The sequence below is a fragment of the Dyella ginsengisoli genome (assembly GCF_044904665.1).
In the GTDB taxonomy this organism is placed as follows: Bacteria; Pseudomonadota; Gammaproteobacteria; order Xanthomonadales; family Rhodanobacteraceae; genus Dyella_A; species Dyella_A ginsengisoli.
Map to the genome: position 1 here is coordinate 514,947 of NZ_JADIKM010000002.1, position 23,582 is coordinate 538,528.

Consider the following 23,582-nt stretch of genomic DNA (forward strand, 5'->3'; position numbering starts at 1 on the left):
TCGGGAAAACCCAGGTGTCGCTGAATTAAATAGTTTACTCGTGGAAATCAAAAGCATGGTAACCATGCTTTTTCACCAGCTCGTCTCTTTCAGCTGACCTCAGATCCTCACGCATCATTTCGGCAACCAGCTCCTTGAAGCCGATCTTCGGTTGCCAACCAAGTTTTTCCTTTGCCTTGGAAGCATCGCCCAGCAACGTCTCCACCTCTGCTGGCCGGTAGTAAAGAGGGTCGACTGCGACGATACATTTGCCCGAGGAATCGTACCCCTTCTCAGCGGCACCCTCTCCTTCCCAGCGAACCGTGATTCCGATTTCCGCTGCAGCCGCGTTCACGAACTCACGAACGCTGTACTGAACGCCCGTCGCAATCACGAAGTCTTCAGCCTGCTCCTGCTGGAGCATCAACCACTGCATCTCGACATAGTCTTTCGCATGCCCCCAGTCGCGCAGAGCATCGAGATTGCCTAGATACAGACACGTTTGTAAACCAAGCTTTATGCGCGCCAATGCGCGAGTAATCTTCCTGGTTACGAACGTCTCCCCTCGAACAGGCGATTCGTGATTGAAAAGTATGCCATTGCACGCATACATTCCATAAGCTTCTCGGTAGTTGACCGTAATCCAGTACGCATACATCTTCGCCACAGCATAGGGCGAGCGAGGATAGAATGGAGTCGTTTCCTTCTGGGGAATCTCCTGCACCAGGCCATAAAGTTCGGAAGTCGACGCCTGATAGAAGCGCGTTTTCTTTTCCAGTCCAAGAATTCGGATTGCCTCAAGCACACGCAAGGGACCCAGCGCGTCGGAGTTAGCGGTGTACTCCGGCTCCTGAAATGAAACAGCGACGTGACTTTGAGCCGCCAAATTGTAAATTTCGTCAGGTTGAGTATGCTGAATTATACGAATGAGCGCACTGGAGTCGGTCATGTCGCCATAGTGAAGAATGAACCGCCGATCCTGGTCGTGCGGATCCTGATACAGATGATCAATACGATTCGTATTGAACAGCGAGCTACGGCGCTTGATACCGTGCACGATGTAGCCTTTGTTCAGGAGAAATTCCGCGAGGTACGATCCATCCTGTCCAGTCACACCAGTGATTAAGGCGACTTTACTCATCTATCTATCTTCCTGCCGTTTTTTGTCAATTCTTACGAGAATCTGCGTCGCGAGCCCCGCCGTACAACCTCGATATCTGGCCTGTCTTCGCCTCCCACACGTAGTTAGCGAGACAAACCTTCCGAGCCGCGAGACCCATGTCCTTATTTTCCAGCGGGTACAATAGCAGCCTAATGCAATGTTTGGCGAAGGTTGCAGCATCCCCCGCCAGACAGATACTTAGGCCGTCACGGTAGGCGAGCCCCTTGGCCGCAAGCGTCGCCGCAACACATGGTATTCCGGCGACCGCATATTGGTTGATCTTTCCCCGCAGCCCCGCGCCAGACAAAGCGGGGGCAATCCCGACCCAGGCCCCACTGAGGCAGGGCTCGATACGCTCGACCTCCCCGATCAAATCAACCGACTCCGCCTGCACTTCTTCAGCCGACAGGCCTCTGCCGACAACCTGAAAGCGGTAACCCGGAACGGACTTCAGAACGAGCGGATGGACTTCGCGCAAGTACCAATTCAGGGCATCCCTATTGGTCGCCGACCCGAAAAAGGCGATAAAAACGATGCGCCGAACCTCGTCGAGGTCTCGCCGATGCGACGCTTCTTTCAGACTCTCCCGAAATTCGAACGGAGAAACACCAGTCTCTATCTCAGACACGCCTCCCCACCAGCGAAACCAGCGCAGCACTTTTGCATCTCCTTTGGAGACACATAGCACAGCGTCGGCAGAAAATAGATAGCGGAGCTCCTTCGCAGCGAAGGTGATATTCAGCCACGCCTGCCCAATCTGGGCACGCCTGAGGGCGAAACCCCTAAAGATTGTGCCTAGTGCCCGAACCATAGACTCCATCGGCGAAAAGATGATCTTTTTCGCGCCTGCCTGCCGAAACGCACGAATGAATTTACCGGACTGCAGGTACTGAAGATCAACAACATCGTAATCAATCGATAGAATTCCAACTGACGCAAAGCCTTCAACAGAAAAATCGGAAGGATCCAGAAGTCGAATTTGATCGAACAGCGCAAGAACTTCCGCTTCAGGCGCGTCATCCGGAGCGGACTTTGCGGCAACAAGATCGAGACGGGCGCCTGGAAAGGACTTTCTGATGATCGAATAAAGATCCAGCAGCCGTAGACCGCCTCCATGCCCCCGACAAGGCATGTAGTAGCTTACCAACAGAAACTTTCTTAAACGTACATCCATACTGCGCAGGCCAATGTTGCGAGGAGGAGTAACGACCCCTTCTGAAAAGATCGCTCTACTTTAGAAGTTAACTTTAGCAAGTTCTGACGGTGAAGGTTTCCAGACTTTCAAAATTGGCAATCGAAATGGCAGTTGCTTGCGAGCTCTATCGCCCTTCGCTTTTTGAGTCGGCACTGACATTAATAACACCTCGAAAAACAACTTACAACGCGCGAGCACACTTCTGATCAAGGCGCAGATTACTGTGCGCGCCTTATCTAGAATGAGAAAAGAAGACAAGCGCATCAAAACACCAAATTAGTTCCGCATCCTTACATAGTTAAGACTGATTACCAAACCACCTCGAAAGCCTAGGCCCGAGGCGAGCAAACGCAACATTTAGCAACACCTGTATTCGCACTATCCAAACACTTAAATTGAGAAATAACGGTCAATGTGAATGGTATCTCACACGACATTACGGATCGGGGCCAGCCACCCTAGGAAGCCGGCGGCAACCGCATGCTACATGCATTGTTCACTGAGTTTACTCCGAACCATGCGTTTCCCTCTTGAAGTAGCTCAAAAACCACCCGGTAGTCTCTACCAATATATTGCTGGAAATCGGAGCTGGGTATCTTTAAAACGACGCGCTGAGACTTGCCGGGAGAGAGAAGTAACCCGGACTTGATTCGAAACCCGTTATCCCAGCTCACCACTGCGCCTTCAGAGTCAACGACGTGATAGCCAAGCGTAATCGGATGCGAACCTGCGCCCAGCCTCCAGGCGAAAGTCGAGTTATTTGTCAGTTGCAGAGGAATGTTGGTATAAGGCCCACTAAAATCGCTGACCTTTTGCGAAACACAATCAACATCACCCAGAAGCTTCTTTTGATCAACGTTCTCGACGAAGCCACGAACGATCGTCGAATAAAGCGGAACATCGAGAAGCCCGGGATATTTAGAAAACTCCAACTGCTTTGGCAGCCCACCCTTATAGGATTGCAATATCTCTTTCAAAAGATCGCCATCCACATAGGGAGGAAGCCTTGCATAATCTAGAGGTACGTCTTCGTGCAGAACGAGTCGGTACGGAACCTGAAAATCCTTGTCCATCTGCAAATGAAATCCGTAATCGGGCAGTTTGAAGAACGCCATCCTTGCAGTAGAGTTCTCCGCGGTCTCCCTACCACCGATTGACTTAATCGCATCTCCCACCGCCGCAAACTCGTGATCATTGACGACCCACCGATCAATGAGAACGCCCCGAAATCCATAATCCACCAATTCGTCCATAAGATCCACAGGACCAAGCTTGGCAAGATCGCGATGCCATAAATCAACTGCACTATTCTTAGAGGCGCCATTACTCCATCGAAGAGTATGGGAATGAAGGTAAGATCTCGTTTGTGCCTGTGAACCCATACCATAATACGGACTCGGCGCCATGTATTGCGCATATGGGTATTGGTAGACCATTGCACCTGGCTTCAGCTGACTTTCAACCTCATGTACCAATGTCCTTTCGGCCAGAAAACGCTGTGCGTCGGGCGATGACATGGATCGTGCCAGATTTACGGGAATCTGATCCAGAAGTGCGATCATTGTCACGATGCCCACCAGCAACAACGTCACGGGACTATTTTTCACACGCCTTGAAAGTAAGTTCGTAAGAAATAATGCGGCAGCCAAAAGCGCAACAAATATCAGAAATATAGAGAGTCTCTCATACGCCCTGATAAATGGATAGACAAGGGCTATAAGCGAGCCAACGCCCCCCATAGTCTCAGTCACAAAAATGAATGCGGCAATAAGACCCAGAATATAGATAATCTGTCCCGGATCACCGCTTTCGGGAACTTCAGCGAGATTATTTACAAATCTATTCTCCAAAATCCATCTAGGAAAGCAGAAGACGCTCATTAGGAGCAAGAAACAAATACTTGCAAGACTGGCGAGCTGCCCACTCACCCCATAGCCATACTTTCTAGCAGGCGCGCCAGATTGCCGCATCTTTTCAGCCAGACGAGCGATCCAATGCACGCGGTGATTTAGGTTAGGTGTCAACATTACTTTGAGGGTGCTGGCGTAAACCTCGGCCTCAAATGGATGAATCGTAAGCGCCGGATCTTGCACGCCGCCGGGAAAGAACTCTTCGGGGTGTGCATTCCTATACTGCGTTAACGGAATCATCATTATAAGCGTTATGCTTATAATCAAACCTGCAAAGAACAACGGCACAAGACCATTCAAAAATGGCCGATGTCTTTTCTGAAAAACAACAACCAAGCTGGCAAAACCGAGCAGGAGAGCAGTGAAAAAGGCATAATAACCATCTGAAATCGCCATCAAGAAGACGATTAAAACGGAAAGCCAGAACATTCCCGACGCTTTCAGCTCAAGAACCACCTCCTTAAACGATTTGGCTTCGCCTTTCAGGTATGCACCCTTTGCGCACCAGATAACGACCAAAATGGCCAAGGGCACCATAAAATAGTTACTGATGAACGCGAAATATGGAAAGTTGAGCCGATAGAGGCTCAAGGAAAAGAGAATTCCTACCGACACCGCAAATAGTCGAGACACGCGGAGCATCCGACAGGAAATGTAAGAGGTGAAGGAGATAAGCGGAAAATTGAGAAAGTAGTAGTAATATTGCACCCTCACTGAATCTGAAACAAAAATTCCGATTACCTTCATGATAACGGAGTGAATGGAGCTCGTCTGCGCGGCCGAATTAAAGTAGCCGTTTGCTATTCCAGGGGCGCCAAGATATGGGTTATTCAGAAACCATCCGTTATCAAGCAGTGACTTAGTCAAAATCAGCTGCCAGATGTCGTCATATTTCCCATAAACCATCGGAACACTGAAATCCCAGCCAGCCCCTCCGAACGCGACGAAAGCAATAGCGAAAGGCGCGACTAATACGAGCAGCCAAGTCAATAAATCAACCGCCTTCAAATGCTTCGTGTTAAAGATCGTCGGCATCAGTCCCCCTTCTTGTCTTCAAATGAAGACCGTAAACGTACCATTATGAGCCGTCGTCAATTACGAATACGTTGCATTTTTCGGGAGAAAGAAAACGTTTAGGCTAGGCGTTGTCTCGTTGAATGCGACAAACTTATCACTCGAAACATCGTATGATTTTGCGGTATATTCCAACTCGGTCATAATAGTCTTTGCCGTCGAAAAACTGCGCTGATTGTATTCGATCATCAGCAGAGGCTGCGCCCTTATGATGGTATCCCTCAGACCAGAAATAACCATATCCTCAAAGCCTTCCACATCTATTTTTATGATAGCCGGTTCAAAATTGAGTTCGTCCAGCCTCTTGATAGGGATTCTATTTTCAGAAAACTTCGAATTCTTTCCGATGTTTCTGATGTTCATATGTCTCTCAAGATTCTTCCGTGCAGACTCGGGGTCAAGCGAAGCGTAGTTGGTGAGTGCGAATCCCTTGTAAATAGGAGTATGAAGAACTAACTCTCCGTTCGCCTCCCCAGCACCAATTAGCATGAAGGAAAAATCTTCAATCGACTTTTCTACTCTTAACAACGAAGCCTCGTGATGTGGATTCGGCTCAATACTCACAATGGGCCGATTTGGTACTAATTTACGATACGACCGAGCCGAAATCCCATCATTGGCGCCCACGTCAAGAAATATCCCTCGCCCCCCACCTAACTTCTTGAAAGCATAGAATGAGGAATCATGGGGCAGCAAAAATCCAAATCGCCCCACATTACTTCTTACGAATGCGTAGAGCCTGATATTTGACACTGCCACACGTTGCAGGACCGTCTTTAAATTGCTGTACATTTTTACTCCGATGGAGGCTATCGACCGATTCTAATCGACTCTAAACTTTTTGCCCGAACCGTCAGTTAGAAATTCCTTACAATTTAAGGCGGCGGAAAATTCCCTCAGGGATATGAACAATAACGAGCATGATATAGCGCCAGAACCACGGTAAATACACATTTCCTGACTCGCCATCTAACTTAGCCACAATCCTTCGGCCAATGTAGTAGGGCGACGCTCGCAAGAAAGCCCCCCCCATACCAGCGATCATTCTGGTATCTACGAAGCCGAGCTTTATCGTAAGAACTCTCACCCCGCTGTCAGACAAGCGGTTACGCAAACCGCTAAGGTAAGCCGTCATACCACTTTTCGCAGAACCATAGATATAGTTGCTTTGTCGTCCCCGATCTCCTGCAACCGAAGACAATACCGCAATAATTCCGCTACGTTGGCTTTCCATTATGTTAGCGACTGACGAAAGCAGCGTGGCGATCCCCACAAAGTTGGAGTTTAGAATTTCTCTGATGGCGGGTATCGAACTACGCGCAGCGATCTGATCACCAAGCACACCTGTGCCCACCAGAATAATGTCTAGCGCACCCAAGGTTTGGTGAATCTCTTCTATAAACCGCTGATGGTCACCGAAATCATTAGTGTCAAATAGCCGGGTAATAACTAGCTCTGGTTTTCTTCGTATCTGCAGATCGGAAGCAATACGCGACAATTCAGACGCGTTGCGCGCCGCCAAGCACACGCGATCGCCAGGCCTGACCATTTCCAGCGTCGCCTGCCTACAGATCATTGAGCTGGCCCCTAGGACAACAATGCATCTCGACATTATCTGCACCCCAGATTTAATCTGCGGCCCATATTTGAAGAAAATCGTTGTCCTGGGTCCACTTTCGCACGTACTTTCATCCAATCGTCCCGATTCGGATACATGCGAGAAAACGCAGATGCCGAAAGACGGCCGTCCTTAGCGAGGTAAACACGCCCACCGTGCGCCGCCACAATTTCATCAAGTTCATCCAAAAACTCAAAGAGCCCGACACGAACCGGGAAGTCAAGGAGCAGACTATACCCTTCGATTGGAAATGAAAGCATGCCGATGCCCGCCCGCATGCGTTTTACCGCAGCGAAATATGCCGGAAAGTTGGACCTTTGTCTTGCGACCGCAGATATTAATTCCTCAAACCCACGTTTTGCACCTTCCAGCGGGAAGCAGCATTGATATTCAACAAAACCAGGCTTTCCGTATAAGCGATTCCAGTTTGGGAGCGCATCCCAGGGAAAAAGAAATGATCGCAGATCGATGTCCCCGTGAGGAAATACCCTATGCTTCGCTGCGTACATCAAGTTGAAAGCGCGATTCGATAGCTTATTGAAAAATGGAGCTATTAACCCGAGGGGTTTTCTCTCCATCTCGCCCCACGATAGCTTCCTGTCGGGACAAGCCTCATTAGTAACTACAGAGGAAATCACTATTCCATTAGGATCTCGACCGTTTAGTATATCGAGCCATGCAACGCAGTGGCCGGCTTCGACGGTAGCGTCTTCAAATTTTCGAAACAAGTCGTCTAGACCATCGAACGCATCTGACTTATTCCTTACCAAAGTTCCGGCCAATATCTCGAGCTGAATCTCAATTTCAGCGATTATTCCAGTCAACCCAAGGCCGCCAAGCGTCGCATAGAATAATTCACTATTCGAGGTGCGAGTGCAGTCCACCATCTCCCCACTGGCGAGCATCACGCGCATGGAAAGGACCCAGTCGCCAAAACCGCCACAGCGCCAATGATTCTTACTGTGAACATCAAAAGCGGCGCACCCACCGACGGTGATATCACTTAATCCTGGAGCAACAGCAAGAGTGAGCCCCATGGGAACGGCCATTCGCATGATATCCAACACTCGAACGCCCGCCTCGACTCTAAGCACGCGGGTTTCCGGGTCAAACGCGAGAAAGCGATCAAGGCGACCAACGAATAGCAATGCCCCATTCTCATTCAATGCAGCGTCACCGTAGCTCCTTCCAAGTCCGCGAGGCGCAATTGTTGCTACGTTTGCATTCAGGGCAGGCTTTAGACCATCAAAGCGCTCAGGGCGAATGAAATCTTGCTCAGCACGTCGATAACCGCCGAACCCCGAGCAAGTAACTCGAGGTAAAGGAGCCTGATGAAGATGGCGCTCGTTTTTATCCATGGTAGTTATCGAAATGTCCAAAATTTGTGGCAGAGAAAGTTAAATGCACCTACAAAAACGACATTAATAATACCAATAGTGATGGCGCGAACGCCAAGCGGCGACAGAACCTCGGAAACAGCAATATTCGCTAGGAATGATAGTCCAACTACCACCAGAAATTTCGTCAAGTTTGAACCCGTCATCCGCTTTCGAAAGGCCAAGATGCCAGATCCCAGATAGGAAACCAAAGTCCCAACAAGATAAGCCACAACAATTGACGGCGTATTTCCCCAACCAAAACCCCTTGCCAGAGTGGCGAGTACAGCTAAATATGTGAGACTCGATGAGATTCCTACGAGCGCAAATATCGCCACTTGTCGGTGTCCAGCGCCTGGCCGAAAGATTGCCTTTACGTCTTGAAATACCATAGTCATAGATCTTCGGCCGGACCGCACTTGGTGCCCAATCCCCGTAGCTTTTTTTCGGAAGCCAGCTGTTCTTGAAAATCTTTCCAACTTTTCCCGCGCAGCCGCGCACGAAGCCAACAGTAGGCGATCGTCATTAGGTAAAGCTTGGATTGCTTTAGAACGCCGAATTTGCTCACCCCGGCGTCGCGATCCTTCCATGAATTAGAGACTACGGCGAACCGCGCGCCAGACAATACCGCATTAATAGACATTTCGACGGTAAGATTAAACTGATCAGAACACAAAGGTCTCATAGAATCCACAACGTGTCGTCTGTAGCACTTAAATCCATTCGTGAAATCGCCATAATCTGCCTTGGTAATTGAAGCGATAAGCGCATTGCCTAGCCTGTTAAGCAGTCGCTTGAATAGAGGATATCCGACAACCGAGACACCAGTCTCGAATCGGTTACCGAAAGCGCAATCATACCCATCTTCTATTTTTCGAAAGAATGCCACCACGTCATCCGGATCCTCCGATCCATCGGCCATTACAATGACAACGGCACTTCCGGAGAAAAAATCAAGACCCCATCTCACGGCCACGCCATAGCCCGGGATGGGAGGCGTTGTTATATACAGAACGTCTGGTATTTCGCCTGCCAGCTCTGAGAGAACCTCCTCAGTTCGATCAGAGCTGGCGTTATTCACGCAAATAATTTCGTGCGAGATGCCAGCTTTTCTAAGCGCCACAGAGAGGTTTCTGACTGTATCGCTAATTACTGACTCTTCGTTGTAGCATGGAATTATTACAGACAGTGCTGGTGGCTCTACCCTCTCCGAGATCGTTGAATTAATCATGGGTAGATTGTCCAAGTCCTATATTTTGATAATAGCGTTTAGCAGTGCCTATCGCCCGGGATATCGCAGACAGCGTAGGCTCATCCTTGGCGGTTAACATTTCAATAGATATCACAGAATTTGGTAGCCATTTTCGCAACGCAAGATCTACAGCGGCATGATCGGTACGACCATCTCCAAGGCAAACAAGCTCAGGTTCGCTGATATGAACATGCCCAAATAAATGGGCATATTTTTCAATGGTTGAGCCGACATCTTCACCATTCAGTGTAATCGCCCCGGTATCTAACTGCATCCTAATGGCCGGATGAGCAATTCGTGCTACCACATCGGCAGTTTCAGCGCTGGTGGTCATGAAATTGGCCCCGTAGCACACCGGATTCGGCTCGAGGCAGAACACAACGCCGTAGCTTTCTGCGACGCCCCCAAGGCGACGAAAGAATGTTGCCGCCCGATCGATCGCTTCTTCAGCACTCAAACCGGTGCGATCTCGATTCCTCGGTGAGCCGAATACAAGCCGTTTTGCCCCGAGGCCTGAGGCGATTCGCGCCACCGCAGTCAAGTGCTGCAACATCGCACTTTGAGTATCCGGAGGGCCAAACACATTCAGGCCCGTTGTACCAAACAACAACGCCTGCATACCCGTTATTTCGATGCCACGAGTAGCCCACCAATTTCGGACTCTAGCGATATCATCGTCGCGTACCGCAGTCGGTCCAGGGAAATACTTTCCCGGCGCAATATCAATCGCATCGATACCTAGCCTCGAAAGTGTGGTGGCCACTACTTCATCTTCAACGGTTTCCCACGCAATATTTGAAATAGCCAGCCTCATGGCTTCAACCCCCTGTTGCTTGGATTCTAAGAGGCTCTGATTGTGCGTAAGCCCTAACGCTCTGGATGGTTTCCCGTGCGCTGTATTGGTAGCTACCTGATGAACCGAAGATATTCGCATGAACCGTGCGCATGTCATATTCGGCCGGAGAACTTGCTAAAACATGTTGGAATACCTTCCCAAAACCCTGCTCGGAAATACGAGCGACGCTGATTGGCTCTGCCGTCAAATGGACCAAGCTCAATTTGGCCGATATCGCGATCTGAATGTCATGCCAAAGGTTCACCATTGGGTAGAACTGAAACAAACTTCGACTATCGATCGCCTCGAGTTTATTTTCGTTCAGAAGGTCGAATATGACGTTTTTGCGCAAGCCGGGACCAACGAGCCCGGGCAGGCGGACAATAAGGTGATTGGAAAAGCGACTCTCAACAAATGATTCAAGAAGGCGCCGATTGGTGCCGTAGGGATGGTTTCCTTCCACATCAACAGCGGTTCTCTCGTCAACGCCTATAGGACGTTTAAATACATCCACCGTGCTTATTAACACGAATCTTTTGCAATGAAGAGCGTCCAAGTGGGCTATGAGGCCATCAATATTCTGACGATCTGCGTTAGGCTCCCTATTGGCAATCCACTTTTGTGCCGGTGCACCAGCACAGACAACTGTGTCAAACGATTGCTCACGAATATCGCCAATATTTGTTGAACGGTATAGTGACTCGAATTTCGCTTGCTTAAGAAGCGTACTGCCCACGAAGCCTGAATATCCAATCAATGCATCAGCCACAAAATACTCCAGATGTCATATGAAATTAATGCTACTTCCAACGAAATCTTCAGCATCAAGCTTTTCAAGTACATCATAGATATTGTCGATCTTTCCGCCAAGAATTGAATAACACCCTGGCAAATCATCATGCTTTTCGAACAGAATTGGTCTCCCATCGTCACATTCATTTTTTGTCAAAATTGTTTTCACCTCAAATAGAGAGTCAACATATTTTGCTCGCTGTACTGCCGGGAGATATCTACCTATATCTCTTAGCATGCGGTCAACGCGGGTTTCACTTTGGTCGTATTGGGCAAGCTTTTGGTAAGGGTCTATCCCACGCTCGTCCGTCCAATGCATGTGTGGCGTGTAACGCACATGAGACACGGTATGGAGTCCATTTCGAGCAGGGAATGGCATTAATGAGAAAAAGGGCCCATCCATCACAGTGATACCTAGACCCTCAAGTTCGCCTGGAAGCCGCATTAATGCCATTTCGGTAATTTCTTGCTTAAGACAAGCTCTGGTTCCAGGAAAGTCCCCCTTGAGCTGATTTAATCCACTGTAGGTGCAATTGAAGACGTACCGGCTAGAAATAACCTTCTCGGAGCTTTCGTCCGACCGCACAGTTACATCTAGAGTCCCTCCTGCTCCGCGTGAAATTGCCGTAGCATGAGTCCCCAAGCAAACCTCAACCCCACATGCAATCAATTCTCGCTCCGCCCAAGCCGCCAACTCCGTAGTGTCAAAGGCGTATTCCTCAACAGCAAATACCTTCTCAATGAGGCGAGGTTCAAATAGTTCCCGCAGCACGAGATCCGCGGGTTTAATTATGGCTCCAATCTCGCCACAGAATCGCTCGAACTGTCGGGCGGTAACTTTCGAATTACGACGCGCGATTGCGTAGATCTTAGTAAAGTCCTTCTTCACCGCGCTTGGCCAGTCTCGCAAAAATTTGGGGAGATTGACTCTGCTGCGGTACGCAGTCGTGAAGCTTCTCGGATAATGATAGCCATTATGCACACGCGCCTGATTGTTATATGAGGCTCGCGAGAGGAGCGCTTGCTCTCTCTCTACCAGTTGGACGCGCTTGAACTTGCGGCGACTTGAGAGGTAAATCGCTATAGCCGCGCCATAAAACCCGCCACCCAAAATCACCACATCTTGCTTAGCCTGGTCAGGTTGCATCAGCCCCCCCCTTCTGTTGGGGTATGAGTTGAAATCGATGGATTTTCTTCCGCCGCTTCAATATTCAATCTCTCGCGTCGAGTCATCCGGGCGCTAGTGAATTCCTGCCCGACATGATAGAGCGGGCCTTCATTTGATAGACTAGCCATATGCAATATGTACTCGCCAAGTACAAACAACACCATCGAGAGCAAGAAGAACATGCCTGATTGCTGCAGCGACAAGCTTATCCACCCGGGTGCGATATCAACTTTCCAAAAAGCAATAAACACAACGTACATGCAGTACAAAATGTTTGCTGTGGCTCCAAATAAGGAAAGCGAAGTAACGAGACGCATCGGTACTTGGGTGGTTGAAACCAGCAGCCGCATACCCAAATCAACGCTTTTTCCCAGTCGCCTAGGGCTTACACTCCGCGGCCTCGCGCTATACTTGAGGTTAACGCGTGAAAAACCACCTGTCGCCGGCAGATGGCGATAAGTGGTGGCCGGTTGCCGATGCTGCAAAATGAAACCGATGACATTTTTGCTCAAAATTCGATAGTGGGGTGCTTCTTTGGTCAAATTGATTCCGTTGAGCCACTTATAAAGGCCGTTAAAAACCAATTTTGCAGCCCTGTAGGCAAAGTTTTGAGCTGGCTCCTGATCATTATTCGCAAACACGACGTCGGCTCCAGCCGCCGCCTCGTCAAGCATCTCAGGGAGAAATTTGATGTCGTCGATAAAAGGATCGAGAACGGCAACAAAGTCACCCAACGCGTTTTCTAGCCCTACCCACGATGCAGTGTCAGCATCTACTTCTTTAGTTAATGCATATACCTGCAAGTTGGGTTGCCCGCCTTCATCCGCTAGCCTTTTGAAGACAGAGATGCTGTCATCGTTTGACGCGTTATCTACAACGATGATCTCGTAGTCGCTTACATGCTCGGCGATGACGCTTGCGGCCTCAAGAAGTATTTGTGCAATAGCGCCCGACTGGTTACGCACAACGAAAACAACGGAGAGGAAAATTGGAAAATACTTCATTGAAATCTCTCTAAAAGCATTATCGAAAATGTGGCGAGTGCCTTGGTTCATGCGGGGGACCTGAATTTCGCCCCTCGAAGCGCTCTCTCAGCAAGCGACATCTATTTACGACTCAGCGCTGCTCTTGTCATCTATTGGCGCCAGCCGCAGCGCTTAGGCGATCTGCTTCTCGGTGAACCTCGACTTCTTTATCGCTCCTCCGATCCCTTCCGGTATGCCTCAAAGCGCCCCTACCTCTACTTTTGAATGACTACGAACTTCCAGGACGACGTCAGGACGCCTGACTTAAACCCAACAACCTCCACGAAACCCGGTGCTGTTCAAAGCTCTTAAGTTATTTAGCTCGCTTTGCGGAGGTGAGAAAAACTCACCCAACGCCAGATGCCGCGCAACCTCCTGTATGTAGGTCGCAATCGATCAAGTACGTAGTTAACCCGGATGACTGCCGGATCCACTCCCGGCATACGCGGAAGATCGTGGCCAGAAATGCGGTCAGCTATTGCGACCGCAGCGCCGCACTCGTGAAAGACGTCATAAAGCGCATTGATCTCATGCGTATAGTTACTCATCAGATCGTATTGTAGTGCCCAAAATCCTTTGGTTTCGGCTTCGCTGTGAGCAGCGTGATAGCGGTGGAAGTAGCCATAAAGGACTCGAAGCAACAGGTAACGTGAACGATAGACTCTCACGTCTTTATCAGTCGCCTCTAGCAATATGCTCGTGGAAAGAAGCACATCGAAGCCCGCGAGGCGGGGAAAATCTAGAGCGACCATCGCCTTCTTATTGAAGCAGTACTGCCCAAGTTGATGCTCAGCAATACTGTCCTGCCCCCAACGATACAGGCCCACCGACGCATTGTTACGCAGGATGCCAGCGGGACTGGGTGGAGCGGGAGCAGCGAAATTGTTGACAAAAAAACCCGCTATGTGGACGGCGGCCTGCTCGTCTCGGCCGGAAGCGTCAAACCAAGCAATGGTTTTTTCAAAATAGTCGTAATGCGGATAATCGAACTGCGTGAAAAAGACCGCAAAGTCTCCAGACGAACGCGGTGCGAGGATCGAGACCTTTTCACCCAGTTTCATTGCTCGCCAATCGGCGGCAGTACACGCAGGCGCTTCAAATGCCTTCCACTCGATCTTGACAGGCCCATCGACAGAAACCGGCTCGAATTCAAAACCAGGGCAACTGTAGTGAATGTTGACACGGTACCCCGCAGGAAGCTCCCTGATGGCTCGCAATACATGCGGCAGATTTGGGAATGGGTTCCCATCGTAGACTGCCGGGCCGTACGGGTCGTGGGAAACGAGAAAGATGTCCACCGCGCAGGCGGGCGACGGTGCATCCGCAACGAGGCTCTTTGCCGAGCTTGATGCATACCTTGTGTGCTCCAAGGCTTGCTCCAGGCAAACCTCGAAGGAGTACTCCCGTGCAATCAGCGCCTGCGCTTCAACCACCCTTCGGGCGGCTTCCTGAGGATCGCTCCGGATGCTCTCGAAAGCACGCTGAATCGAGTCCGCACGTTCGTGTTCCGAATTTCCACTGAAGTAATAGATCAAATCCCCAAACTGGTGCCTGATGTGGGGGTTTTCATCGGAAATTACGGGCACACCGGCCGCAAGACCTTCAAAAACGCGCCCTGACGCGGTCTTCGACTTCAGATGCGCGGGGGATGAAACGGCAAGCACTGCCCCATATTCCTGCATGGTGAGGAACATGCTCGCACCGTCGAATGGGATCTCACCCCGATAGGAGGTAAAGCCTTCCCATGGATTGATACCTGCAAGCTCGCGAGGCCCATAGAATTCTGCGAGCTGGCGGTCTTGGAGCACGTCCAGCAACCCTTGCGCGCGACCAGACTTGCCCGAGCCACGCTCCCAGTTCACGCCACAATAGAAAATCTTATCGGGATGTGCTCTCTGCGCATCTGGCCCTCTGGGCGGAAGCATTGCTTTGCTTGAGCACGAACCGATGAAGCGAAGATCCGCATCCGGAAGCTCGCTACCCAGCACGCGTGCAATGTGTCCTTTCAGAAGCTCGGACCCGTTGTAAAGGTATCCATCATAGGCTCGCAAGTGATGGATTAGCGCGGTCCGATAATTTCCTTGAAAATGCATGAATTCCAGCGGGTTGGCCACCCACAGGAAGGTCTTCAAGTTCAGGAACTTCGGCGTGTCGTAATGAAAGGAAATCGCAAAATCGTAGTTGTCTGGCAGGGCCACATCGTTAATACACGCGCCAGTCGCAACATCAAACCCGAGATAGTCGACAACGGTGATCTTGAAACCCGTCTGGCGAATCTTCTCGATCAACTCATATTCGGCGTTCTTGATTTTTGGCCACTGTGAGACCAGCAGGACACGGGGCGAAGTTGATACTGTCATGCGGACATCGGCTCCATGTGGTTCTGATACCAGGCCCAAGTTTGCTCAAGGCCCTGGCGAAGTGTGTAATCACAGGTAAACCCGGTCGATTGAAGCTTCGATAGGTCGTAACCAAGATATTCGCGGCCGTTCGGCTTGCTGGCATCCCAAAGCACGCGACCATGCATGCCCGTGACTTCAGTGAGAATATCGACCACCTGTCTGATCGTGTAAACGTTCCCACTCCCGATATTTACTGGTCCCTCGAGCTGTTGCATTACCGCTGTAGCGGCCTTTGCCGCGTCGTAGACGTAGAGGAAGTCGCGCTGGGCAGTTCCGTCACCCCAAACCACGACTTCAGTGCCAGCAACCTTGGCTTCGTAGAAGCGCTTGATAAGTGAAGGAATGACATGCCCCTGTTCCGAGTCAAACCTGTCTCTGGGGCCAAACAAGTTACAGGAAACAATATAAGTCCACTGCAGCCCGTAGCTCTCGCTGTAAGCGCGCAACATACCGAGCATGGCGCGCTTGGCGTGCGAGTAGGAGTCCTCTGAATGATGAGGTTCGCCCATGAAAATCATTTCTTCGCGAAACGGGAGTCCCGGTGGCGGATACGGATACACCGCGCCCGTTCCCATTACGGCGATCTTTTTTACGCCTGCGCGGTGCGCAGCATCGACGACATTGGTGTTGATCATGACATTGTCATAGAACGACAACGCCTTGTTTTTCATGTTGCCCATGATCCCGTACACGCGACCAGCGGCATGGAAAACGTAATCGGGCGAGTGTTTCGCGAATAAATCCCGGGTCGCCTCGGTATGGGTCAAGTCGCCATCCTCGCGCCCCAAGCCGACTACGTTTTTGTATCCCTGCCGCGTAAGTTGATCGACGAGTGCAGAGCCAAACAAGCCCTTTCCCCCGGTAATCAAAATTTTGTCGCTCTTATTCATCGCGTTATCCATCTGCCAAATAAATTTGTTTCCACCTTTGTTTCAATCGCCAAGTGGATGACGATAGCCGGCCAAGCGTGCGGGGCATCCAGCAAGCTCCAAGACCGTTAGCCCGGAAACTCGTCGGGAGCCCCCTCCGACCCAGACCAACAGGAACAAATCGGCATGTATTGTCACATGCCGAGTTCCGGATCGGCATTGTTTCCGGGTTTCAGGCTGGTCGTTTGCCTGCACCGGGCTGCATCGAAGTCCGTACCCATATCCCGCCAACCACCATGTCGCCATCGCCCGGAGATCACCCACTGACGCCGAGCCCATACGTCCGAGCAGGTTGTCTTTTGGAGCTGCATCACACCGCTCGAAAGGCCAACAAGCCGAGCCATGGACGCCAACAGACAATCGAGGCGCCCGCCCCAGCCATGAGCTGAGGCGAGAGAGCCCTGCGCCCGACCGTCCAGGACGCCCCAATGAACTAGTTGCCCCGACGTACACGTCGCCACATCTTCCTCAAGACTCCCTGCGACAGGCTGACTATTTTTGCATTTGCCGTTTTCAGCAACTCTTCCTTCTCTTCAAGGGACCTGAGGGCAGCCGCGAGCTCTGAGCTGCGTGTGTGGAGCTCGCGATTGGCAAGCACCAGCGCTTCGGCCCCAGAGTTATCCAACGCCGCGTTTGCTTGCTCCAGCCTCGCCGTCCGCTCGTTAAGATCCGTGATGACCCGCTCAAGCGTCCCAGTACGCTCAACCAGCTCTTGCCGCGTCCAAACCAGCTCTTCGGTTTGATTGGCCAATGCCTCATTGGCTTGCTCCAGCATCCTTGTGCGCTCAACGAGATCCAGCCTCGCGCGGACCAACTCATCGCTCCGATCAGCCAGGTCCGATCGTGCACCCACCAGGTCATCTGTGACGCTTTCGAGCGCCACGTTTGCCTGCTCAAGCAGCTTGGTGCGCTCAACGAGATCCAGCCTCGCGCGGACCAACTCATCGCTCCGATCAGCCAGGTCCGATCGTGCACCCACCAAGTCATCTGTGACGCTTTCGAGCGCCACGTTTGCCTGCTCAAGCAGCTTGGTGCGCTCCTCAAGCGCTCGACGTTCCGACTTCAGTTCAAGCGATTGCTCACCAAGCTGGCCACGGCATGACAGCACATCACGAGTTACAACCGAATATTCCGTCTGGAAAGACCCCTGCAGCAGCGACTCATCCACACCACGTCCTTCAGCCAGCAGCGCCAATCCATTTGCACAGCGAGCGATATTGTCCCAGGCGAGGGTGTATTCGCGGACCCCGTCGCCATGATTGAACAAGTTAGGATGCGAGCGGTTGATGAGTATGTCATCCAGAGAAACGCCTAGCAGTTGCTCTCCTATAGCCAGTCCGCGCTCCCAGCACGCTCGCGCCCTGTCTGTTTGCCCCAAGGAAAGAGCAATCCTTCCGCCAACAAAGCTCGCCTCGGTAGTTTTGGTGGCAAGGTGCACCCCAAATGCGCGAACGTCGTGACCAGCGCAATCTTCGTATGCGGACGCTGCCCCTGCGAGGTCTCCGAGAGCTTGCAGGAGCCTTGCCTTTGCAAAAAGGAGCGAAATCCGCCAACGCAACGCCATCTCACTGCCTGGTGATATCGCTACTTCTTCGTCGATAAGAGCGATCACATTCAGCATGTTCCGCGACTGGCGTTCGCGCGGATCCAGGGCGCGGTAGGCCTGCACGCACAACGCGGCCCGGTAGTCATTTGAATGGGCCGCAGCCTTGTCAAGCACAGCGCCACACAGGTCATCCAATTTTTCAACATCTTTGAGACGATGGGTGACATTCACCATCGAATGCATCAACCACGGAATGGAGAAAAATTCGCCGTACCGGATAGACGGATGCCCTGTGTTCGCGATGTTGGAAAATACTCGCTCCGAATAGCCCACGGATGACTCCAGAGGAGACTTCATGCCGACCATCAACCACCACTCACAATCCATGGGCGAAGTTTCAGCAATCTCGACTCTTCGCAACATCCTCCCTCGCCGCTCCCACACATTTGCACCGAGCGCAGGAACTTTGCACTGACTTGCGGTTTGGGCGTAAGCCTCCTCCAGCGTGAAGAACTCACTGATCTCAGTTTTCAGCCTGCCCCAGTCATAGACGTGCAGATGGTAAGGGTTCGGGTCCTCTCCGGACGCGTCGCTCCAATCGTTCGGCACACTTACAAGAATCCGCCCACCCGGCACAAGAATCCGGTGGAACTCGCGCAGTACCGCTACGGGATCCGCGACATGCTCGAGTGTTTCAAATGAGGTGACAAGATCAACCGAGTTATCCTCCAAAGCGGAGAGCGCCTCCGGGAGCATTCCCAATTCATAGCGGACACGATCACCATCTTCCGAAAAGGACATTTTGGCGTAGTCGATCGCATACTTGCTACCATCAATCCCGATTATCCTGTCCGCCCTGGTACTGGCAGCAATAACCCGTCCGCCATAACCGAGGCCACATGCCGCATCAAGGACGCGATCGCCGGGCTTGACATACCCGCTTGCCCAATCGTAACGAATGACATGGGCATCCGATCGCTCCCCAGCATCACGCAGCATATCCATGTGAAGTCCACGCTCCTCGCTGAGGGACTCCAGGGGGAAGGCATTGGCGGCCGCCGCGGGCAGCTTTTCCAGCACAATGCTGATCTGCCAGCCTTCATTGTTGAGGGATTCGTAATTATTTATTTTGTAATAAGCGGGATGCTTCCGGAAACCGGCTTCAAAGCACCGTGCCTCCCACCAAGCCCGCCCCTCAACGGTCAAGTGCCAATGACCGTCCCTGTCTTGGGTAGTCGCGATTTTAAGAAAGACATTCTTCCGCGTAACCCGGAGAATTTCACGAAGCGCAGCCGGCACGTCTTCAGGCGCAAGGTGTTCCATACAATCAGTGGAAACCACGGTCTCAAAAGCATCGTCATCAAACGGCAGCGCGAGAACCGATCCCGGGAAGAAGCGACCAGGTGCGCGGTCATTGCTGCGAGCCACGACCACCTCGGAGACATCCAGTCCGACGGCACTCACGCCGCGGTCGAGCAGCGCACAGACAAGCTCCCCTTCGCCCGAACCAATATCCAGAATCGTTCCACTACCGCAGGTGAGCAATATCTCATTTGCCACTCGCTGAAGGTCCCCGCTGGATTCACCAATACGGTCACTCTGTAACCAGTACAGATTGTATTCGCTGGAGTAATTCATTCTATGTTCCACTCGGCCTTCATTTTCAGATCGACGACGCCACCAAAGAAATATTCATCCTTCCTCATCAGAACCTGAAAAAAAGCTGCCTCGTCCATCCAGTGCAACATTCGCTGAGACATGTAGTCGGGAGTCGCCTCGTACGAAACCGCAGCCTGGACCTCATACAGATTAACTCCTAGGTTGCAGTCGCACTCAAAAATAACTTCCAATTCCCCATTTATTCCCACGCTTTCGGCCCAGAAAACTTTGTCCGAGAGATGGTGTGCCCTGATTTCCATGTCTTGGTTAAGCGTGCCCCAGGAATAAACCTTCACCCCTTCCTTGTTTCGCAGTCGAACAGCCACGTTTAGGTTTTTGCTCTCCATTGCTGACTGGCATACAATTCGTATTTTCAGTTTGTCCCCGGGATAGAAGGCCGAACAGGGACACAAATCACCGTCCAGGGTCTCCACCCTGACTATCCGGATACCACCGTCACCAAACGAGAGCCTTTCCGGCATAGGGACGGGGTCTTCGGCGCTCGAAGATACCTCGCTCAACCGGCCTGAATCAGGAGCCGGATGCACCGGCGGAACGGACATCAAGCTCTGTTCCTGCGCCTTGGCCGACAGCCCCTTCGCTACTGCGCCAAAATAGGCAGCTTCCTCTTCATGAAGAAGCCTGCGGTACTCCAACACGACATCCGACGAAGCGCCCCATTGGACGACATTGCCCCGGTTTAGCAAAACTGCACGTTTGGTGAGCGTGCGAACACTCTCCTGATCATGCGACACGAAAAGCAGTGACGTGCCACGCGACACCAACTGGTCGATTCTCTGGAAGCACCGTTTTTGAAACAGCGCATCGCCCACAGCCAACGCCTCATCGATGATGAGGATGTCCGGCTCGGCTTGCACCTGCACGGCAAACGCCAATCGAACCAACATGCCGCTGGAATACGTTTTTACGGGTTGATCGAGGTGATCTCCAATATCTGCAAAAGCAGCGATCGAATCGAACTTTTCGTCGATCTCTTCGGAGCTAAAGCCGAGCAGAGCACCGTTGAGGTAGACATTTTCCCGGCCACTGAAATCCGGATTGAAACCCGAACCCAGCTCTAGCAGCGCAGCGATTCTTCCCCGCGTATAGACGGATCCTGAGGTCGGCGAAAGCGTCCCAGTTATTATTTGCAAAAGGGTACTCTTGCCACTTCCATTGCGCCCTATGATTCCTACTGACTCGCCTCTTTTTACCTCGAAAGAGACATCCCTCAGCGCCCAGAACTCCTGAAAATATCGCCTCGGCTTCAGCCCAGCGAGTTGCCGCAACCGCGGCAGAACGAACTGCTTCAGCCTGTCCCGTGGCTTTTCGTAAAGCTCATAACGTTTGGAAACGTCAGATATTCTGATTACTGTATCTTCAGAGGACATCGGCAAAGCCCTTTCTTGTCTTCTGAAACCAGACGTACCCCACCCACGCAACTGCGATGCTTATGACCAGCAGCCGAAACCAAGCACCCCATTGAGGCAATTGGCCCAAGGTAAGGGTATTCCGACCGTCTTCTATGATGAGCGTCAGCGGATTGAGCTGAAGCCATCCTTGATACTGAGGCGGCAGTGCGCTTACAGGATAGAAGACGGGCGATATGTACATAAGAACCGTTGTAAGTATCCCGGTAACCTGAGCCACATCCCGAAGATATACGCCAAGAGAGGCGAGAAACCAGGAAAAACCCATGGCCATAAAAATCAACGGAAGGAGAATAAGAGGAAAGAAGATTGCCGTCCATGGTATTTGATGCTGAAACAGAAGCTGAACCAGCAGGAGGACCAGCAGGCTAATTGCCGCATGAAACAGCGCAGACCCGCACGCAACCCAAGGTAATATTTCCAGCGGAAAAATGACTTTCTTTACAAAATTGACGTTCGCAATTACCAATGTCGGCGCCCGATTTATACATTCGGCAAACAACCCATGCACAATCAAGCCAACAAAGGCAAGGATCGCAAAATCGGCTTTCCCGCCGCCAGCTTCGACGCCCCACCGCGCCTTGAATACAATTGTGAACACAAAGGTGTAGATGCTAAGCATGAATAAGGGATTAAAGAAAGACCATGCGAGGCCCATCATTGATCCACGGTATCGCCCGATAACTTCGCGCCGCATCATTTGCAGAGCCAGTTGCCGATTCTTTACCAAGCTAACAAATAGAGCCCAAAGTGACGCGGGCTGAGACTGATGTGGATTCATAATTAGTTTTGTTGACTATTTAGTTTCAGAAGAATCCATTCAACGCTATGTTAATAGCATTCATCACTGGATCGAGCACACCATAAGAGCATTAACTAGCGCGCCGGGATTGGATTTGGAACACAACAAACGTGGATTTGATCCCGGTATTACTCTTCAGGCCAGGGCGCGCTGTAGCTCACCCCTCAGATCCTCAACGTTCTCGACGCCCACGCTCAATCGAACCAGCCCGTCACTGATTCCCAGCCGCTTGCGATTGGCCGCCGGCACCGAGGCATGGGTCATAATGGCGGGATGCTCGATCAGGCTCTCGACGCCGCCGAGCGACTCGGCCAGCGCGAACAACTCGCAACGCTCGAGCATGCGCCTAGCCTTCTTCAGGCCTCCCTTGATTTCGACACTGATGATGCCGCCGAAGCCATCCATCTGGCGCTTGGCCAGTGCGTGCTGCGGGTGACTCTTCAGACCCGGGTAGATCACCCGCTCGATGGCCGGGTGCTTTTCAAGCCACTTCGCCAGCTCTAGCGCGCTTTCACAATGCGCCTTCATGCGTAGATGCAATGTCTTCAAGCCACGCATGGCCAGAAATGCATCGAACGGGCCGGCGATGGCGCCGACCGAGTTCTGCAGGAACCCCATCTGCTCGGCCAGCTCCTTGGCGCCGGCCACCACGATGCCGCCGACCATGTCCGAATGGCCGTTGAGGTACTTGGTGGCTGAATGCAGCACCAGGTCAGCGCCAAACTCCAGCGGGCGCTGCAGCATCGGCGAGCAGAAGGTGTTGTCGACTACCAGGATGAGACCGTGCTTTTTTGCGAACGCAGCCACTTTCGCAAGATCCACCAACTTCAGCATCGGGTTGGTCGGTGTTTCCGCCCAGATCATCCGTGTATTGGGCTTCAGCGCCGCTTTCAGGGCCTGGCCGTCGTTCAGGTCGACGAAGCTGAAATCCAGCCCGGCCGAACGGCGACGCACCCGCTCGAACAAGCGGTAGGTACCGCCGTAGAGGTCGTCCATGGCAATCACGTGGCTGCCCGAGTCGAGCAAGTCCAGCACGGTGGAGGCGGCTGCGAGCCCCGATCCGAACGCGAAGCCGGCCACCCCTCCCTCCAACTCGGCCACGCAACGCTCATAGGCCATGCGGGTGGGGTTCTGCGAGCGGGAGTATTCGTAGCCCTGATGCTTGCCCGGGCTGCGCTGCACGTAAGTGGAGGTCGCGTAGATCGGCGTCATGATGGCGCCGGTGCTGGGGTCGGGATGCTGACCCGCGTGAATGGCGCGGGTACCCAGCCCCAACGGTGGCCGCTTTGTCTGCTTGCTCATGAATTGCTTCCCGGGCCCATCTAACGGGCCATCCTGTGACCGTCGAAACCGGCATCTTAGCTGTGATGGGGACTTTTGCCGATGCACGCGCAGGCGATTCGTTCACGAATTTCTGCAGGAAATTTC

At 51.9% G+C, this 23,582-nt stretch carries 18 protein-coding genes; all 18 read right to left on the reverse strand.

What is annotated here, in order from left to right; all coding sequences use genetic code 11:
- Window positions 1–34: 34 nt before the first annotated feature.
- The 18 genes from gmd to ISP17_RS09315 all read right to left on the reverse strand — a co-directional run bounded on the left by gmd (window position 35) and on the right by ISP17_RS09315 (window position 23,456).
- Window positions 35–1,120, reverse strand: a complete 1,086-nt coding sequence (gmd, locus tag ISP17_RS09230; RefSeq protein WP_404632339.1) for a GDP-mannose 4,6-dehydratase — start codon at window positions 1,118–1,120, stop codon at window positions 35–37.
- 25 nt (window positions 1,121–1,145) lie between these two features.
- The gene (locus tag ISP17_RS09235) at window positions 1,146–2,288 is read right to left on the reverse strand and encodes a glycosyltransferase (RefSeq protein WP_404632341.1); all 1,143 of its coding nucleotides are present in this window, start codon (window positions 2,286–2,288) and stop codon (window positions 1,146–1,148) included.
- 506 nt (window positions 2,289–2,794) lie between these two features.
- Window positions 2,795–5,281 carry a hypothetical protein gene (locus ISP17_RS09240; RefSeq protein ID WP_404632343.1) on the reverse strand — a complete coding sequence of 829 codons (2,487 nt, stop codon included), beginning with the start codon at window positions 5,279–5,281 and terminating at the stop codon, window positions 2,795–2,797.
- Window positions 5,282–5,341: 60 nt separating this feature from the next.
- Window positions 5,342–6,112 carry an FkbM family methyltransferase gene (locus ISP17_RS09245; RefSeq protein WP_404632345.1) on the reverse strand — a complete coding sequence of 257 codons (771 nt, stop codon included), beginning with the start codon at window positions 6,110–6,112 and terminating at the stop codon, window positions 5,342–5,344.
- Between the two features lie 76 nt (window positions 6,113–6,188).
- Window positions 6,189–6,932 carry an SDR family NAD(P)-dependent oxidoreductase gene (locus ISP17_RS09250; protein WP_404632347.1) on the reverse strand — a complete coding sequence of 248 codons (744 nt, stop codon included), beginning with the start codon at window positions 6,930–6,932 and terminating at the stop codon, window positions 6,189–6,191.
- Entirely contained in the window at window positions 6,932–8,296 is a 1,365-nt protein-coding gene (locus ISP17_RS09255) for an FAD-binding oxidoreductase (protein ID WP_404632349.1), read from the reverse strand. Before ISP17_RS09255 ends, ISP17_RS09250 begins: the two co-directional genes overlap by 1 nt.
- Window positions 8,297–8,301: 5 nt before the next feature.
- Complete coding sequence (locus tag ISP17_RS09260) at window positions 8,302–8,712, reverse strand: GtrA family protein (RefSeq protein WP_404632351.1); 411 nt, start codon at window positions 8,710–8,712, stop codon at window positions 8,302–8,304.
- Entirely contained in the window at window positions 8,709–9,545 is an 837-nt protein-coding gene (locus tag ISP17_RS09265) for a glycosyltransferase family 2 protein (RefSeq protein WP_404632353.1), read from the reverse strand. The genes ISP17_RS09260 and ISP17_RS09265 overlap by 4 nt, the downstream gene beginning before the upstream one ends.
- Window positions 9,538–10,380: a sugar phosphate isomerase/epimerase family protein gene (locus ISP17_RS09270; protein ID WP_404632355.1), complete on the reverse strand. Its 843-nt coding sequence runs from the start codon at window positions 10,378–10,380 to the stop codon at window positions 9,538–9,540. Before ISP17_RS09270 ends, ISP17_RS09265 begins: the two co-directional genes overlap by 8 nt.
- Before the next feature lie 4 nt (window positions 10,381–10,384).
- Window positions 10,385–11,170: an NAD-dependent epimerase/dehydratase family protein gene (locus ISP17_RS09275; protein ID WP_404632357.1), complete on the reverse strand. Its 786-nt coding sequence runs from the start codon at window positions 11,168–11,170 to the stop codon at window positions 10,385–10,387.
- A gap of 15 nt (window positions 11,171–11,185) precedes the next feature.
- Window positions 11,186–12,340, reverse strand: a complete 1,155-nt coding sequence (locus ISP17_RS09280; RefSeq protein WP_404632359.1) for an FAD-dependent oxidoreductase — start codon at window positions 12,338–12,340, stop codon at window positions 11,186–11,188.
- Window positions 12,340–13,416, reverse strand: coding sequence for a glycosyltransferase family 2 protein (locus tag ISP17_RS09285; protein ID WP_404632361.1), 1,077 nt, complete (start codon window positions 13,414–13,416; stop codon window positions 12,340–12,342). The genes ISP17_RS09280 and ISP17_RS09285 overlap by 1 nt, the downstream gene beginning before the upstream one ends.
- Window positions 13,417–13,703: 287 nt before the next feature.
- Complete coding sequence (locus ISP17_RS09290) at window positions 13,704–15,746, reverse strand: glycosyltransferase family protein (RefSeq protein ID WP_404632363.1); 2,043 nt, start codon at window positions 15,744–15,746, stop codon at window positions 13,704–13,706.
- On the reverse strand, window positions 15,743–16,678 hold the full coding sequence (locus ISP17_RS09295) for a GDP-L-fucose synthase family protein (RefSeq protein ID WP_404632365.1): 936 nt from the start codon (window positions 16,676–16,678) through the stop codon (window positions 15,743–15,745). Before ISP17_RS09295 ends, ISP17_RS09290 begins: the two co-directional genes overlap by 4 nt.
- A gap of 472 nt (window positions 16,679–17,150) precedes the next feature.
- Window positions 17,151–19,901 (reverse strand): methyltransferase domain-containing protein, encoded by a 2,751-nt coding sequence (locus ISP17_RS09300; protein WP_404632367.1) that lies wholly within the window; start codon window positions 19,899–19,901, stop codon window positions 17,151–17,153.
- Window positions 19,898–21,313, reverse strand: coding sequence for an ABC transporter ATP-binding protein (locus ISP17_RS09305; protein WP_404632369.1), 1,416 nt, complete (start codon window positions 21,311–21,313; stop codon window positions 19,898–19,900). The genes ISP17_RS09300 and ISP17_RS09305 overlap by 4 nt, the downstream gene beginning before the upstream one ends.
- On the reverse strand, window positions 21,303–22,133 hold the full coding sequence (locus ISP17_RS09310) for an ABC transporter permease (RefSeq protein WP_404632371.1): 831 nt from the start codon (window positions 22,131–22,133) through the stop codon (window positions 21,303–21,305). Before ISP17_RS09310 ends, ISP17_RS09305 begins: the two co-directional genes overlap by 11 nt.
- A gap of 156 nt (window positions 22,134–22,289) precedes the next feature.
- Complete coding sequence (locus tag ISP17_RS09315; protein WP_404632373.1) at window positions 22,290–23,456, reverse strand: trans-sulfuration enzyme family protein; 1,167 nt, start codon at window positions 23,454–23,456, stop codon at window positions 22,290–22,292.
- Window positions 23,457–23,582 lie beyond the last annotated feature (126 nt).

What these genes read in the sequence shown, in the direction of transcription:
- gmd (WP_404632339.1), bottom strand. Translation starts at nt 1,120, where the DNA reads ATGAGTAAAGTCGCCTTAATCACTGGTGTGACTGGACAGGATGGATCG.
- ISP17_RS09240 (WP_404632343.1), bottom strand. Translation starts at nt 5,281, where the DNA reads ATGCCGACGATCTTTAACACGAAGCATTTGAAGGCGGTTGATTTATTG.
- ISP17_RS09245 (WP_404632345.1), bottom strand. Translation starts at nt 6,112, where the DNA reads ATGTACAGCAATTTAAAGACGGTCCTGCAACGTGTGGCAGTGTCAAAT.
- ISP17_RS09250 (WP_404632347.1), bottom strand. Translation starts at nt 6,932, where the DNA reads ATGTCGAGATGCATTGTTGTCCTAGGGGCCAGCTCAATGATCTGTAGG.
- ISP17_RS09255 (WP_404632349.1), bottom strand. Translation starts at nt 8,296, where the DNA reads ATGGATAAAAACGAGCGCCATCTTCATCAGGCTCCTTTACCTCGAGTT.
- ISP17_RS09260 (WP_404632351.1), bottom strand. Translation starts at nt 8,712, where the DNA reads ATGACTATGGTATTTCAAGACGTAAAGGCAATCTTTCGGCCAGGCGCT.
- ISP17_RS09265 (WP_404632353.1), bottom strand. Translation starts at nt 9,545, where the DNA reads ATGATTAATTCAACGATCTCGGAGAGGGTAGAGCCACCAGCACTGTCT.
- ISP17_RS09270 (WP_404632355.1), bottom strand. Translation starts at nt 10,380, where the DNA reads ATGAGGCTGGCTATTTCAAATATTGCGTGGGAAACCGTTGAAGATGAA.
- ISP17_RS09280 (WP_404632359.1), bottom strand. Translation starts at nt 12,340, where the DNA reads ATGCAACCTGACCAGGCTAAGCAAGATGTGGTGATTTTGGGTGGCGGG.
- ISP17_RS09285 (WP_404632361.1), bottom strand. Translation starts at nt 13,416, where the DNA reads ATGAACCAAGGCACTCGCCACATTTTCGATAATGCTTTTAGAGAGATT.
- ISP17_RS09290 (WP_404632363.1), bottom strand. Translation starts at nt 15,746, where the DNA reads ATGACAGTATCAACTTCGCCCCGTGTCCTGCTGGTCTCACAGTGGCCA.
- ISP17_RS09295 (WP_404632365.1), bottom strand. Translation starts at nt 16,678, where the DNA reads ATGAATAAGAGCGACAAAATTTTGATTACCGGGGGAAAGGGCTTGTTT.
- ISP17_RS09300 (WP_404632367.1), bottom strand. Translation starts at nt 19,901, where the DNA reads ATGAATTACTCCAGCGAATACAATCTGTACTGGTTACAGAGTGACCGT.
- ISP17_RS09305 (WP_404632369.1), bottom strand. Translation starts at nt 21,313, where the DNA reads ATGTCCTCTGAAGATACAGTAATCAGAATATCTGACGTTTCCAAACGT.
- ISP17_RS09310 (WP_404632371.1), bottom strand. Translation starts at nt 22,133, where the DNA reads ATGAATCCACATCAGTCTCAGCCCGCGTCACTTTGGGCTCTATTTGTT.
- ISP17_RS09315 (WP_404632373.1), bottom strand. Translation starts at nt 23,456, where the DNA reads ATGAGCAAGCAGACAAAGCGGCCACCGTTGGGGCTGGGTACCCGCGCC.